This is a genomic window from Bradyrhizobium huanghuaihaiense, assembly GCF_025200885.1.
Classification (GTDB): Bacteria; Pseudomonadota; Alphaproteobacteria; order Rhizobiales; family Xanthobacteraceae; genus Bradyrhizobium; species Bradyrhizobium huanghuaihaiense.
In genome coordinates this window covers 597182-609859 of the sequence record NZ_CP104172.1, presented here as the reverse complement: position 1 = coordinate 609859, position 12678 = coordinate 597182, and the positions used below count along the sequence as shown (strand labels likewise).

13 protein-coding genes are annotated in these 12678 nt (G+C 65.5%); 8 read left to right on the top strand and 5 right to left on the bottom strand.

All coding sequences use genetic code 11. The annotated features are described in order from the left end of the window. Nucleotides 1-326: 326 nt before the first annotated feature. Together N2603_RS02830 and argJ are read left to right on the top strand one after the other, a co-directional pair. Nucleotides 327-1235, top strand: a complete 909-nt coding sequence (locus N2603_RS02830; RefSeq protein ID WP_260387615.1) for a peptidylprolyl isomerase — start codon at nucleotides 327-329, stop codon at nucleotides 1233-1235. 285 nt (nucleotides 1236-1520) lie between these two features. Then, on the top strand, nucleotides 1521-2762 hold the full coding sequence (argJ, locus tag N2603_RS02825) for a bifunctional glutamate N-acetyltransferase/amino-acid acetyltransferase ArgJ (protein ID WP_260387614.1): 1242 nt from the start codon (nucleotides 1521-1523) through the stop codon (nucleotides 2760-2762). A gap of 210 nt (nucleotides 2763-2972) precedes the next feature. On the opposite strand, the gene N2603_RS02820 is transcribed toward argJ, so the two are convergent. Beyond that, entirely contained in the window at nucleotides 2973-4304 is a 1332-nt protein-coding gene (locus N2603_RS02820) for a TadE/TadG family type IV pilus assembly protein (protein ID WP_260387613.1), read from the bottom strand. Between the two features lie 139 nt (nucleotides 4305-4443). On the opposite strand from N2603_RS02820, the gene N2603_RS02815 reads away from it, so the two are divergent. Next, on the top strand, nucleotides 4444-4854 hold the full coding sequence (locus N2603_RS02815; RefSeq protein ID WP_260387612.1) for a (deoxy)nucleoside triphosphate pyrophosphohydrolase: 411 nt from the start codon (nucleotides 4444-4446) through the stop codon (nucleotides 4852-4854). A 130-nt stretch (nucleotides 4855-4984) separates the two neighbouring features. Here the strand turns inward: N2603_RS02815 and N2603_RS02810 are convergent, their stop codons facing one another. Next, nucleotides 4985-5854 carry a methyltransferase domain-containing protein gene (locus N2603_RS02810; RefSeq protein ID WP_026312073.1) on the bottom strand — a complete coding sequence of 290 codons (870 nt, stop codon included), beginning with the start codon at nucleotides 5852-5854 and terminating at the stop codon, nucleotides 4985-4987. Between the two features lie 228 nt (nucleotides 5855-6082). On the opposite strand from N2603_RS02810, the gene N2603_RS02805 reads away from it, so the two are divergent. Genes N2603_RS02805 through N2603_RS02790 form a run of 4 tightly spaced genes read left to right on the top strand, consistent with a single transcriptional unit; the run spans nucleotide 6083 to nucleotide 8557 of the window. Beyond that, nucleotides 6083-6880, top strand: coding sequence for a ComF family protein (locus N2603_RS02805; RefSeq protein WP_260387611.1), 798 nt, complete (start codon nucleotides 6083-6085; stop codon nucleotides 6878-6880). A gap of 47 nt (nucleotides 6881-6927) precedes the next feature. After that, nucleotides 6928-7203, top strand: a complete 276-nt coding sequence (grxC, locus tag N2603_RS02800; RefSeq protein ID WP_026312074.1) for a glutaredoxin 3 — start codon at nucleotides 6928-6930, stop codon at nucleotides 7201-7203. Beyond that, the gene (locus N2603_RS02795) at nucleotides 7200-8078 is read left to right on the top strand and encodes a carbon-nitrogen hydrolase family protein (RefSeq protein ID WP_260387610.1); all 879 of its coding nucleotides are present in this window, start codon (nucleotides 7200-7202) and stop codon (nucleotides 8076-8078) included. Before grxC ends, N2603_RS02795 begins: the two co-directional genes overlap by 4 nt. Next, a complete protein-coding gene (locus N2603_RS02790) occupies nucleotides 8075-8557 on the top strand; it encodes a DUF1178 family protein (protein WP_018643519.1) in 483 nt (160 codons plus the stop codon). Before N2603_RS02795 ends, N2603_RS02790 begins: the two co-directional genes overlap by 4 nt. On the opposite strand, the gene N2603_RS02785 is transcribed toward N2603_RS02790, so the two are convergent. The 3 genes from N2603_RS02785 to N2603_RS02775 all read right to left on the bottom strand — a co-directional run bounded on the left by N2603_RS02785 (nucleotide 8554) and on the right by N2603_RS02775 (nucleotide 10968). Continuing rightward, nucleotides 8554-9453: an EamA family transporter gene (locus tag N2603_RS02785; protein ID WP_260387609.1), complete on the bottom strand. Its 900-nt coding sequence runs from the start codon at nucleotides 9451-9453 to the stop codon at nucleotides 8554-8556. The genes N2603_RS02790 and N2603_RS02785 overlap by 4 nt on opposite strands. A 259-nt stretch (nucleotides 9454-9712) precedes the next feature. Continuing rightward, entirely contained in the window at nucleotides 9713-10486 is a 774-nt protein-coding gene (gene ubiG, locus N2603_RS02780; protein WP_260387608.1) for a bifunctional 2-polyprenyl-6-hydroxyphenol methylase/3-demethylubiquinol 3-O-methyltransferase UbiG, read from the bottom strand. A gap of 14 nt (nucleotides 10487-10500) precedes the next feature. Beyond that, nucleotides 10501-10968 (bottom strand): PH domain-containing protein, encoded by a 468-nt coding sequence (locus N2603_RS02775; protein WP_260387607.1) that lies wholly within the window; start codon nucleotides 10966-10968, stop codon nucleotides 10501-10503. 150 nt (nucleotides 10969-11118) lie between these two features. On the opposite strand from N2603_RS02775, the gene N2603_RS02770 reads away from it, so the two are divergent. Next, nucleotides 11119-12375 carry an aspartate kinase gene (locus N2603_RS02770; RefSeq protein ID WP_018643524.1) on the top strand — a complete coding sequence of 419 codons (1257 nt, stop codon included), beginning with the start codon at nucleotides 11119-11121 and terminating at the stop codon, nucleotides 12373-12375. Nucleotides 12376-12678 lie beyond the last annotated feature (303 nt).

Sequence of the window (12678 nt, the reverse complement as noted above, 5' to 3'; positions counted from 1 at the left end):
CCGCGTTGCAGCCAAGAAGTTGTCACCCGCCTGCCTATCAACTCACCGTGACGCCTGATGGCGTCAGAGCCCGGACTGCGGGGGTCATCCGCCATATGGGTGGGAATTGGGCAAGTCTGGGTTCAACGGCCAAAAACGCAGCAAAATAAACGCCATCGCCATGGACGCGACCGGGCAGAGATATGGCCCGGTCATGGCCTTGTCAACGGCGGGCGCATTGCGGCTAATTCATCATTTTGACAGACTTTTCGCGTTGCCAAGCCCCCTTGATTGGGCGAGTGTCCGCCCCGCTCGAGCAGCCCCCTGCTTCAACAAAAGGATTTTCCATGACCACCTCGTTCCCGGTAACCAAAACCGGCCTGCGCTTCGGCCTCGCCACCGCCCTCGTGGGCTGCCTTGCGCTGGCGCTGATCGCGGGTCCCGGCCGGGCTGCCGACGATCCGGTCCTGGCGAAGGTCAATGGCGCTGAAATCAAGAAGAGCGACGTCGCCATGGCCGAGGAGGAACTCGGGCCGAGCCTCGCCCAGATGGACCCGGCGACCAAGGACGAGAACGTCCTGTCCTTCCTGATCGACATGAAGATCGTCAGCAAGGCTGCCGAAGATAAGAAGGTCGCCGACAGCGAGGAGTTCAAGAAGCGCCTGGCGTTCGCCCGCAACCGCCTGCTGATGGACAGCCTGCTCGCCAATGAGGGCAAGGCCGCCACCACGCCGGACGCCATGAAGAAGGTCTACGAGGAAGCCTCCAAGCAGATCACCGGCGAGCAGGAGGTGCGCGCCCGCCACATCCTGGTCGAGACCGAGGACGAGGCCAAGGCGGTGAAGGCCGAGCTCGACAAGGGCGCCGATTTCGCCGAGCTCGCCAAGAAGAAGTCCAAGGATCCGGGCTCCGCCGACGGCGGCGACCTCGGCTTCTTCACCAAGGAGCAGATGGTGCCGGAATTCTCGGCCGTCGCCTTCGCACTCGAGCCGGGCAAGATCTCCGACCCCGTGAAGTCCCAGTTCGGCTGGCACATCATCAAGGTCGAGGAAAAGCGCGCCCGCAAGGCGCCGGATTTCGAGCAGGTCAAGGCCCAGATCGAGAACTACGTCACCCGCAAGGCCCAGGCCGACTACGTCGCCAAGCTGCGCGCCGAGGCCAAGGTCGAGCGGCTGGACCAGCCGGCGGCGGACGCCAAGCCGGCCGACGCGGGCAAGCCCTCCGACAGCAAGATGGCGCCGCCGGCGAAGAAGTAAGCCGCGAAGACATTTCGACGTCGCGATGGCCGGGCATGTCCCGGCCATTTGCTTTTGGGGCGTAGTGTGGACGGGCGCGCAACTACAACTGTCGTCCTGGCGAAAACCAGGACCCATACGCCGCAGCAAGTGTTGGTTTGCACCAGCGGTCGTGGCCTTCGTGAACAATTGATGACGGTGGTAATGGGTCCTGGCTTTCGCCAGGACGACGATGAAGCGCGCCTCTCCCAATCCGCCGAGTGAGATGATAGGAAGCGCCTCCCTCCCCGTTACCGGAAGCCCACGATGTCCACCTCCGTCTCCCCGCTCGCCCCGAAAACCGTTCCCGACATGCCCGTGATCGCGGGCATCCGCCTTGCGACGGCCGAGGCCGGCATCCGCTACAAGAACCGCACCGACGTGCTGCTGGCGGTGATGGACAAGGGCACGGCGGTCGCCGGCGTCTTCACCAAGTCGAAATGCCCCTCCGCGCCGGTCGAATGGTGCCGCGCAAAACTGAAGGGCGGCAAGGCGCGCGCGCTGGTGGTCAATTCCGGCAATGCCAATGCCTTCACCGGCAAGACCGGCCGCGCCTCCACCGCGCTGACCGCGAAGATCGCGGCCAAGGCGGTAGGATGCAGCGAGAGCGAGATCTTCCTGGCCTCGACCGGCGTGATCGGCGAGCCGCTGGACGCCACCAAGTTCGACGGCGTGCTCGGCCGCCTCGCCGAGACCGCCGAACCCGGCGACTATCTCGCCGCGGCCAAGGCGATCATGACCACCGACACCTTCCCGAAGGTCGCGACCGCCACCGTCAAGCTCGGCAAGGCCAAGGTCACCATCAACGGCATGGCCAAGGGCGCCGGCATGATCGCCCCCGATATGGCGACGATGCTGTCCTTCATCTTCACCGACGCGCCGATCGCGCCCGCCGCGCTGCAGGCCCTGCTCAAGAGCGGCGTCGAGGACACGTTCAATGCCGTGACGATCGACGGTGACACCTCGACCTCGGACACGCTGCTGGCATTCGCCACCGGCGCCGCCGCCGAACATGGCGCGCCAAAGATCAGCCGCGCCAGCGACCCGCGCCTGAAGGCCTTCGTCAAGGCCTTCAACCAGGTGCTCGCCAACCTCGCCGAGCAGGTCGCCCGTGACGGCGAAGGCGCGCGCAAGCTGGTCGAGATCACCGTCGAGGGCGCCAAGACCAAGGCCTCGGCGCGCAAGATCGCGATGTCGATCGCGAACTCGCCGCTGGTCAAGACCGCGATCGCCGGCGAGGACGCCAATTGGGGCCGCGTGGTGATGGCCGTCGGCAAGGCCGGTGAGCCCGCCGATCGCGACAAGCTCTCGATCTCCTTCAACGGCATCCGCGTCGCCAAGAGCGGCGCGCGCGATCCCGACTACGACGAGGCGCAGGTGTCGGAAGCGATGAAGGCGCCGGAGATCGCAATCAAGGTCTCGCTCGGCCTCGGCAAGGGCCGCGACCGCGTCATGACCTGTGACCTCACCAAGGAATATGTGGCGATCAACGGGGATTACAGGTCGTAAGCCGACCACTCCCTCCCCGTCATCCCCGCGCAATGGCGAAGCCATTGTCGCTGGAGGTGCGAGCCGCGCGGCGTAACGCGCCGCGTGGGGAGCCTCGAAGGATGAAACGGCCACCGCTGCATCCCTGCGGAGAAGGCCGGGCCGTCGCCCTTCGAGGGCCGCTGAAGAAGCGGCCACCTCAGGGTGACGGGGATAGGGCTTTGCTTCAGATCACCCCGAAATCCTTGCGTCCGCGACCGCCTTCTTGAACAGCGCGTTCATGGCGTCCGAGATGCCTTGCGTCGGGCTCACCTCGAAATACAGCCCCGGCGAGGCACAGCTCTGCATGTTCTGCGCGATCTCGCTGTTCGGCGACGGCCCGAACGGTCCCTTGTTGAAGGGGTCGACGTAGGTCATGTACCAGGAGTTGGTCGGCAGCTGCAGATAGGTGGTGTAGAGCACCGCGATCTTGATGCCGCGGTTCTTGATGGTGGTGCAGAGCGAAACGTCGATCGGCGACTGGCAGCGTCCGCCGCTCACGGTCGGCTTGGAGCAGCCGGTGTTGTACTCGTCGGCGACGCCGTCGGAGACGAAGAACAGATATTTCATCGGCGCCGCCGACGTGCCGGCGCCCGGCGCGCTGATCGCGCTGTTGATCGCCGGGAACACCGTGCTGAACTGCGTATCCTTGTCGGCGGTGTAGGAATCGTTGTTGCCGTAGACGCCCATCAGGTCGATGGAGCCTGCCGCCGTCTTCGCGCTCGAGAGGCTCGCCGACAGCGAGAACAGCGCGCGCAGGCCGATGGTCTTCGACGAGGCGCCGAAATCGTAGATCGCCATGCGGAACTGGTTCGAATAGGTCTCGGTGGCACCCGCCGTGTCCATCAGCGACTGGGTCGCGCTGCGCAGCACGTCGATCCGCGTCGTCACCCCGAGCGTCTTGGCGAGGTTGTAGTAGTTGTTCGCGTCATTGTAGTCGTGACAGGCGAAGGCGCATTTGTCGGACGTGTTGTTGACCATCTTGCTGACGTCCGCCGGCGTCGCCGCCACACCCATCGATGGCGAATTGTCCAGCAGGAGGTAGAAGTCGACATAGAGCGGCATGGTCGCCGTCGCGGTCGACGTCCCGCTCATGGTCATCGCACTCCTGCCGATGACGCCGAGGAACATGGTGTTGATGGTTCCGGTGAACGAGACTGTCGAGGTGACAGTCGAGCCGGACTTGACCACCGTCGGCGTGACGCTGTTCAGCGTATAGCCGGTCAGGTTGGCGACGTTGGCATTGAAGATGTTCGTGGCGTCGGTGACGCCGGCCGGAATCGCGCCGTCCGAGGTCATCGAGCCTGCGGCGGCAAAGGCCGGCGAGGTCTTGGCGACCGAGCCGACGCTGGCCGCATCGGCCGCGGCCTGGAGCTTGGAGCGGACCTGCGTCGCACGGGAGTAATCGACCGCACAGCCGACCACCGTGATCAGCGGGACGCAGCACAATGCGAAGATCACCGCGACATTGCCGCGCCGGTCGCGGACAAGACGGCGCATCATCGAGCAGATCGCAGCGCGCATGGGTCGGGCCCCGGAATGGTTCAATCGTTTCCACTCTAGGAACCCTCGATTAAATATGACTTATGGGAGCGGTAGAAACGCGGACCGCGACGGAGTTAACGAACCGTTACGGCCCCATCCTCAGCGAGCGACTTCAGGCATGGCCGATCTCAAACTGACACTGGTGGTGGCCTGCGCGCTGGTGGACGCCGACAAGCGCGTCCTGATCGCGCAGCGCCCCGAAGGCAAGACACTGGCCGGCCTGTGGGAATTCCCCGGCGGCAAGCTCGAGCCGGGCGAGCGGCCGGAGCAGAGCCTGATCCGAGAACTGCACGAGGAGCTCGGCATCACCGTCGCCGAGCCGTGCCTGGCGCCACTGACCTTCGCCAGCTACGGCTACGAGGCGTTTCATCTGTTGATGCCGCTCTACATCTGCCGGCGCTGGGAAGGGATGGTGACTGCACGCGAGGGCCAGAACCTCGCCTGGGTCCGCGCCAACAAGCTGCGCGACTACCCGATGCCGCCCGCGGACATTCCGCTGATCCCGCATCTGATTGATTTGCTGATGTGAGCCCGCTGTGCCCCGGACGCAGCGCAGCGCTCTTGCGGTGCGCTGCTGAGCCGGGGCCCATGCTAGCGGCAGGCTGGGTCCCGGCTCTGCGCAGCAGCGTAAGAACGCTGCAGCGCGTCCGGGACACGCGTCACTCCTTCCCCGCCTTCCTCACCGCCTCCGCCAGGCTCGCTTTCGCCGACCCCGGCTTGAGCGGCTGCTGCTGGCTCGCATGCGGCGCCCAGCCGGAGAGCCAGATGATGTCGAACGTCGCGCGGATGCGTCCGTCGGCATCGGCAAAGCGCTCGGCATAGATCTCGGCCATCCGCAGCAACGTCGCGCGGCGGCTCGGTGTGCGGCGGCGTTCGATCAGCACGTTGGCCGCGCCCATGCGGCGGAGATCCTGCATCAGCGCGAACGCATTGCCATAGCGCACCACGACGCGGTCGACGTCGGTCACCGGCAACGCGAAGCCCGCCCGCTGCAACAGCGCGCCGACGTCGCGAAGGTCAGCGAAGGGCGCGACACGCGGCGACACACCGCCCTCACATTCAGCTTCCGCCGCGGCAAAGGCCTGCCGCAGCTCGGACAGGCTGTCGCCGCCGATCATCGCGGCAAGCAGCAGCCCATCCGGCTTCAGCGCGCGACGGATTTGCGCGAAAACGCCCGGCAGGTCGTTGACGAATTGCAGCGCCAGCGCCGAGACGACGAGATCGAGGCTTTCCGGCGCGAAAGGCAGTTTTTCGGCGCCGGCCGCATCGAGCGCGAGCCGTTCGATTGACGGAAGGTGCGCGCGCAGCGAGGCCAGACCCTCGCCGGGGCTCCAGAGATCGACCGGCGCATGAAACTCCCGCATCACTGCGGCCAACCGGTCGGACATGTCCTCGCCGACCCGATCGAGCAGGAAGCTCACGGCACCTTGTGCCTGCGCGCGCTGCTGCCGCGCATGCAGCAAGGCACGATCAAACAGGGCGGGCGGGGTTTGGGGGTTCTGGACCATGCCGCTGGTTACGCCGATCATGCTGGTCATTGCAATCTCCTCTCTCGTGTCCCGGACGCGCTGCAGCGCTCTTGGCGCTGCTGCGCAGAGCCGGGACCCAGAAGGCAACGCTATATGATGCGGTGAGATGGGCCCCGGCTCTGCAGCGCACCGCACCGGACGATGCTTCGCATCGCCGGGGGCGCTGCGCTGCGTCCGGGCACGAGAGAGCGGCTTGAGGCGCGGCAAGCAGAACGCTAGCCTTCCCGCATGGAAACCGACGCCGCCCCAGCCCGTTCTATCGCCGCACCGCTGCGTGCCGCATGGACGGTTGGCCGCCACGTGCTGTCACGCGCGGCGCGGCTCGCCCTCGACATTGCGCTGCCGACGCTGTGCGTGTCCTGCCGCGAGCCGGTGGACGGCGAGGGCGTGTGTGCGGCGTGCTGGGCGCGCCTGTCGTTCATCGAGCGGCCCTATTGTCCGCGGCTCGGCATTCCCTTCGTCTATGATCCCGGCCCCGACATGCTGTCGATGGAGGCGATTGCGAGCCCGCCGGCCTACCAGCGTGCCCGCGCGGCGGTGCGCTATGATGACGTCGCGCGTACGCTGGTGCATGCGCTGAAATACCAGGACCGCACCGACCTAGCACCGGCCATGGGCCGCTGGATGGCGCGCGCGGGCGGCGAGCTGCTGACGGGCGCCGACATGCTGGTGCCGGTGCCCCTGCATTGGCGGCGGGCCTGGCGCCGCCGCTACAACCAGTCCGGAGCGCTGGCGCGCGTGATCGAGCGGCAGAGCGGCGTCAAGGTGCATGGCGACGTGCTGCGGCGGGTGCGCGCCACCGAGCAGCAGATCGGCCTGTCACGGGCCCAGCGCGCCACCAATGTGCAGGGCGCATTCCAGGTATCTCCGGACCGTCAGGCCGAAATCCAGGGCCGCCGCGTCGTCTTGATCGACGATGTCCTGACCTCAGGTGCGACATTGGATGCCTGCGCGCGCGCCCTGCTCCGCGCCAAGGCGGCCCAGGTTGACGTGCTGGTGTTCGCCCGGGTTGTGGAGGTCAGGTGAAGTCCCATATAATTCAATGAATTCATGACATGAAAGCGCCAGACGAGATGACTGCTGCTGTCGAGATCTACACCCGGCCGGGCTGCGGCTATTGTTCCGCCGCGAGGTCCCTGCTGACCCGCAAGAAGGCGACCTTCGCCGAGTTCGACGTCGCCAAGAACCCAACCTGGCGCCAGGAGATGTACGACCGCGCCGGCGACGGCTCGACTTTCCCGCAGATCTGGATCGGCGGCACCCATGTCGGCGGCTGCGATGACCTCTACGCGCTGGACCGCGAGGGCAAGCTCGACGGCCTGCTCGAAAGCGTGAAGGCGGTATCATGAGCGATAACAGGACCTTCATCGCCGCGATGGTGCAGATGCGCACCGGCCTGTTGCCGGAGCCCAGCCTCGCGCAGGCCACCAGGCTGATCCGGCAGGCTGCGGCGGGCGGCGCCGACTACGTGCAGACGCCCGAAGTCAGCAACATGATGCAGCTGAACCGCAAGGCGCTGTTCGAGCATCTCCAGAGCGAAGAGGACGACACCTCGCTGAAGGCCTACCGGGCGCTCGCGGCTGAACTGAAGATCCACATCCACGTCGGCTCGCTTGCGCTGCGCTTCTCGGAGGAGAAAGCGGTCAACCGTTCCTTCCTGATCGGGCCCGAGGGCAATGTGCTCGCGAGCTACGACAAGATCCACATGTTCGACATCGAGCTGCCGGACGGCGAGAGCTATCGCGAATCCGCCAACTACCAGCCGGGCGAGACCGCCGTGATCTCCGACCTGCCCTGGGGCCGGGTCGGACTGACGATCTGCTACGACGTGCGCTTCCCCGCGCTGTACCGCGCGCTGGCCGAGAGCGGCGCCTACTTCATCACGGTGCCGTCCGCCTTCACCCGCAAGACCGGTGAAGCGCATTGGCACGTGCTGCTGCGTTCCCGTGCAATCGAGACCGGCTGCTTCATCTTTGCCGCGGCGCAGGCAGGCCTGCATGAGAACAAGCGCGAGACCTATGGTCACTCGCTGATCATCGATCCCTGGGGCGAGATCCTCGCCGAGGGCGATGTCGAGCCCGGCATCATCATGGCGAAGATCGACCCGGCCAAGGTCGAGACCGCGCGCCGCGCAATTCCCTCGCTCCAGCATGGCCGCCGCTTCGGCGTCGCCGACCCCAAGGCCGGGCCGGACCATCTGCACCTCGTACGGGGATCGGCATGATCCGCTATGCGCTCCATTGCGACCGTAACCACGCCTTCGAGAGCTGGTTCCAGAGCTCGTCGGCCTATGAGTCGCAGGTAAAGCGCAAGCTCGTGACCTGCCCGATCTGCGGCTCGGCCAAGGTCGACAAGGCGATCATGGCTCCGCGCATCGTCGGCAAGAAGGGCCGCGGGCGCGCGACACCGCCGCCGGAACCCGTGGCTGCGACCACGCCCGAGGCTGCGCCGTCAGGGCCGACCTCGCTGCTGATGTCGCAGGAGCGCGAGCTGCGCGCCAAGCTCAAGGAGCTGCGCGATCACATCGTCAAGAACGCCGACAATGTCGGCGAGCGCTTTGCCAACGAAGCCCGCGCGATGCATTACGGCGACAAGGAGCACCGCCCGATCTACGGCGAGGCCTCGCCGGAAGAGGCGAAGTCGCTGATCGACGAAGGCATCGAGGTCTCGCCCCTGCCGACGCTGCCGGAAGACCGGAATTAGGCCCCCACCAGCACCGCAACGCCAATCACGATCAGCGCGATGCCGATAAGCTCGCGCGGCGCGATCGGCTGCTTGAACGAGTAGTAGGCGACGCCTTGCGCGAACAGCACCTCGATCAATGCGAGCGTGCGGACGTTGGCGGCGGCCGTCAGCGCGAAGGCCAGGAACCAGAATTGCGAGGCGAAGGCGCCCGTGAAGCCAGCCAGCATCGAGGGCCGCCACATGCCGAGGATGCCGCGCAGCACGTCCGGCGCGCGCCAGAGCAGGTAGATCGTCAGCACCAGCGTCTGCACGAACAGGCCGAGCACCAGCGTGAGCGACGAGGCCGTCACGAACGACACGTTCGGCACCGTGATGATCGCGCCGCGAAAACCAACCGCTGAGAGCGCGAACGCCGCCGCGGCGACGAGGCCGGTGATGGTCGGCTTCAATTCCGCAAAACTCTTCTCTCCGCCGGGGCGCAGCGCGGTGATGACTACACCGACGGTCGCGATCACGATCGCCAGCACCTTGAGCCAGGTCAGATGATCGCCGAGGAAGACGAAGCCGAAGATCGCGGTCTGGATCGCCTCGGTCTTGAGGTAGGCCGTCGTCACCACGAAGGAGCGGTCGTTCATCGCGAGCAGCATCAGCCCGGTGGCAACGATCTGGCTGAGTGCGCCGAGCAGCAGCCACGGCCAGAATACGGCCGGCGGCATACCGATATGATCGCCGGTCGCGACCAGCACCACGCCGAGAAACAGCAGCGAGAACGGGAAGCCGAACAGGAAGCGGATATTGGTCGCGCCCCAGGTCCCCAGCGGCTTCGTCAACGACCGCTGCATCGCATTGCGCGCGACCTGGCCGAGCGCAGCAATGACGGTGAAGGGAATCCAGAGGCTGGTGACGGTGAGCATGGGGGGGAGTGGCTACGAGGGACTTGATGCAAACTGCCGAGGACGCGGCAACAGGTCAATCATGACCGCGTCATAGGAGCGATGCTTTCGCAACAAGCACGGTGTCGTCCCGGCGAAGGCCGGAACCCTTACCCACAGGAATTGGTTTGGCGAAGACTCGCGGTTGCCTGTGCCGCGCTACAACTGCTCCCTGGGGGTCCCGGCCTTCGCCGGGACGACACCGGAGTTGTGGATGCAGCGCACTCCTTACGAGCAGCCCTCACACCATCCCTTCCGCGACCACCATGTAGTTCACGTCCATATCCGACGAGAGGCTCCATTTGTCGGCGAAGGGTGAGTAGACGACGCCGGTCTGCTCGGTGATGACGAGGCGGTTGTCGAGCAGATATTTCGTCAGTTCGTCGGGCGTGACGAACTTGTTCCATTCATGCGTGCCGCGCGGCAGCCAGCGCAGGACGTATTCGGCGCCGACGATGGCGAGCGCAAAGCTCTTCCAGTTCCGGTTCAGCGTCGAGACCACCATCAGCCCGTTCGGCTTCAGCATCGAGGCGCAGCGCTTCAGGAACATGCCGACGTCGGTGACGTGCTCGACCACCTCCATCGCCAGCACGATGTCGAAGCGCTCGCGCGGATCGATCTCCTCCACCGTGGTGCAGCGATAGTCGATCGACAGATGGCTCTTGTCGGCGTGAAGCTTCGCCGCTGCGATGTTGCTCACCGAGGGATCGACGCCGATGACCTGCGCGCCCAGCCGCGACAGCGGCTCGCAGAGCAGGCCGGCGCCGCAGCCGATGTCCAGCACGCGCAGTCCGCCGAGGCAGTTCAGGCTGCGCACGTTGCGCTCGAACTTGCGGCAGGCGGCGTCGCGGATATAGCCGAGCCGCAGCGGGTTGATCCGGTGCAGCGGCGCCATCTTGCCCTTGGGGTCCCACCACTCCGCCGAGAGTTTTGAGAATTTCGCGATTTCGGCGGCGTCGACGGTCGAGCCCGGCTGGGCCGCGGCGGAGAGGGAAGTATTTTGCTGCATGCTCATGGTTACGCGCGGTCCTACCGCGTGGTGATCGAACTACGGAAGGCGAGCGGCGAGGCGATGGTCCTGATCGTCTCGATCCCCTCGCCGACGCCGCGAATCGTCACGTCGCCGTAGTTGAGAATACGTCCAAGAATGCTCTGATCGACGTCGACGCTCTCGACCTTGTCCAGCGCCATCTCGAAGGTGCGGCGCTTGATGAATCCGGTCTTGTGCACGACCCGCAGATTGGTGACGTCGGTCTCGGTGCTGAAGCGATGGAACCAGCCCTTCACGGTCCAGAACAGGGCCGGCAGAGCCGCCACGCCCGCGGCGATGAGACACAGAATCACGAGGCCGTCGGCCGCGACCTGCCGCGACAGGATCAGCAGGGCCAGCGCCACGATCCAGGCCACAATCGCCGGGAAATAGAAGATCCAGTGCGCATTGGTCGAATACAGCACCCGCTCGCCAGGCTGCAGGATCTCGTCGATATAGCGCGCCATGATCTCGGTTAACCCACTCCCCCGACCTGCCCCCGCAGGAACCCGCTTGCCCCCGGCCCCGCCGCTCTGTATACGCGCGGTCGGTGTCCGCAGGCACCCGTCCGGTGCGGGTCACCATACTGATCCTTATGAGGGAATGCACGCGTCGTCATGAGCCGCCTCGTGATGAAATTCGGCGGCACATCCGTCGCCAACATCGAACGCATCCGCAACGTCGCACGCCATGTGAAGCGTGAGGTGGACGCCGGCCATGAAGTGGCCGTGGTCGTCTCGGCAATGTCGGGCAAGACCAACGAGCTGGTGGCCTGGTGCACCGAGGCCTCGCCGATGCACGACGCGCGCGAATACGACGCCGTCGTCGCCTCAGGCGAGCAGGTCACGTCCGGCCTGCTTGCCATCGTGCTGCAGAGCATGGGCATCCAGGCCCGCTCCTGGCAGGGCTGGCAGATCCCGATCAAGACCAGCGACGCCCATGCCTCGGCCCGGATCGAGGACATCGACGGCAGCGAGATCATCAAGCGCTTCCAGGAGCGCAAGGAGGTCGCCGTCATCGCGGGCTTCCAGGGCATCAACGCCGAAACGGGCCGCATCACCACCCTCGGCCGCGGCGGCTCCGACACCTCGGCCGTGGCGATCGCCGCAGCCGTCAAGGCAGACCGCTGCGACATCTACACCGATGTCGATGGCGTCTATACTACTGACCCGCGAATCGTGCCGAAGGCCAAGAGGCTCGACAAGATCGCATTCGAGGACATGCTGGAACTGGCCTCGCAGGGCGCAAAAGTGCTCCAGGTCCGCTCGGTGGAACTCGGCATGGTCCACAACATGCCGATCTTCGTCCGATCGAGCTTCGACAAGCCCGAGGATATCGACCCGCATGCCAACCAGCCGCCCGGCACGCTGATCTGCGGCGAGGAGGAGATCATGGAAAACCACGTCGTTACCGGTATCGCCTTTTCGAAGGACGAGGCCCAGATCTCGGTGCGCCAGATCCAGGACAAGCCGGGCGTTGCGGCCTCGATCTTCGGCCCGCTGGCCGAGGCCAACATCAACGTCGACATGATCGTGCAGAACGTCTCCGAGGACGGCAAGACCACCGATCTCACCTTCACGGTCCCGGCGGCCGACTACACCCGCGCCAAGGACACGATTACCGCCGCCAAGGCCAAGATCGGCTATGCCCGGCTTGATACCGCCACCGACGTTGCAAAAATCTCGGTGATCGGCAGCGGCATGCGCAGCCATGCCGGCGTCGCCGCCCAGGCGTTCTCGGCCCTCGCGGGGCGGAATATCAACATCCGGGCCATTACAACCTCCGAGATCAAATTCTCGGTTTTGATCGACACCGCCTATACCGAGCTGGCGGTGCGCACCCTGCATACGCTCTACGGCCTCGATCAGGCCTAAAGCGCGACCCGTGGTCGTGCTTTAGATTGTCGTTTGAGCATGGTCTTTCCGGAAAACCGCTTCGCACTTTTCCGGACCATGCCTGGGCTAATTTTCTCTTAGCGGTCGCAGCAAACGCGAAGGTGTACACACCTTCGCGTTTGGCAGGCGTTTTGCTTGGCAAAACAAGCCCCAATTCGCTATACGCGGACAGGGTGGGCTGCCGGAAACTGTGCCCCAGTTCAGGCGGTGCTGATTCGGCTCCGGCAACCGCCGGGGCCGGCGCCGGACGAGCAAATTTGTTGTTTCTCTGGATTTCGGGCG

Excerpts from the sequence above, each read along its gene's own strand:
- N2603_RS02830 (WP_260387615.1), top strand. The coding sequence starts at position 327 with ATGACCACCTCGTTCCCGGTAACCAAAACCGGCCTGCGCTTCGGCCTC.
- N2603_RS02810 (WP_026312073.1), bottom strand. The coding sequence starts at position 5,854 with ATGATCGGCGTAACCAGCGGCATGGTCCAGAACCCCCAAACCCCGCCC.
- argJ (WP_260387614.1), top strand. The coding sequence starts at position 1,521 with ATGTCCACCTCCGTCTCCCCGCTCGCCCCGAAAACCGTTCCCGACATG.
- N2603_RS02805 (WP_260387611.1), top strand. The coding sequence starts at position 6,083 with ATGGAAACCGACGCCGCCCCAGCCCGTTCTATCGCCGCACCGCTGCGT.
- N2603_RS02770 (WP_018643524.1), top strand. The coding sequence starts at position 11,119 with ATGAGCCGCCTCGTGATGAAATTCGGCGGCACATCCGTCGCCAACATC.
- N2603_RS02795 (WP_260387610.1), top strand. The coding sequence starts at position 7,200 with ATGAGCGATAACAGGACCTTCATCGCCGCGATGGTGCAGATGCGCACC.
- grxC (WP_026312074.1), top strand. The coding sequence starts at position 6,928 with ATGACTGCTGCTGTCGAGATCTACACCCGGCCGGGCTGCGGCTATTGT.
- N2603_RS02820 (WP_260387613.1), bottom strand. The coding sequence starts at position 4,304 with ATGCGCGCTGCGATCTGCTCGATGATGCGCCGTCTTGTCCGCGACCGG.
- N2603_RS02775 (WP_260387607.1), bottom strand. The coding sequence starts at position 10,968 with ATGGCGCGCTATATCGACGAGATCCTGCAGCCTGGCGAGCGGGTGCTG.
- ubiG (WP_260387608.1), bottom strand. The coding sequence starts at position 10,486 with ATGAGCATGCAGCAAAATACTTCCCTCTCCGCCGCGGCCCAGCCGGGC.
- N2603_RS02790 (WP_018643519.1), top strand. The coding sequence starts at position 8,075 with ATGATCCGCTATGCGCTCCATTGCGACCGTAACCACGCCTTCGAGAGC.
- N2603_RS02785 (WP_260387609.1), bottom strand. The coding sequence starts at position 9,453 with ATGCTCACCGTCACCAGCCTCTGGATTCCCTTCACCGTCATTGCTGCG.
- N2603_RS02815 (WP_260387612.1), top strand. The coding sequence starts at position 4,444 with ATGGCCGATCTCAAACTGACACTGGTGGTGGCCTGCGCGCTGGTGGAC.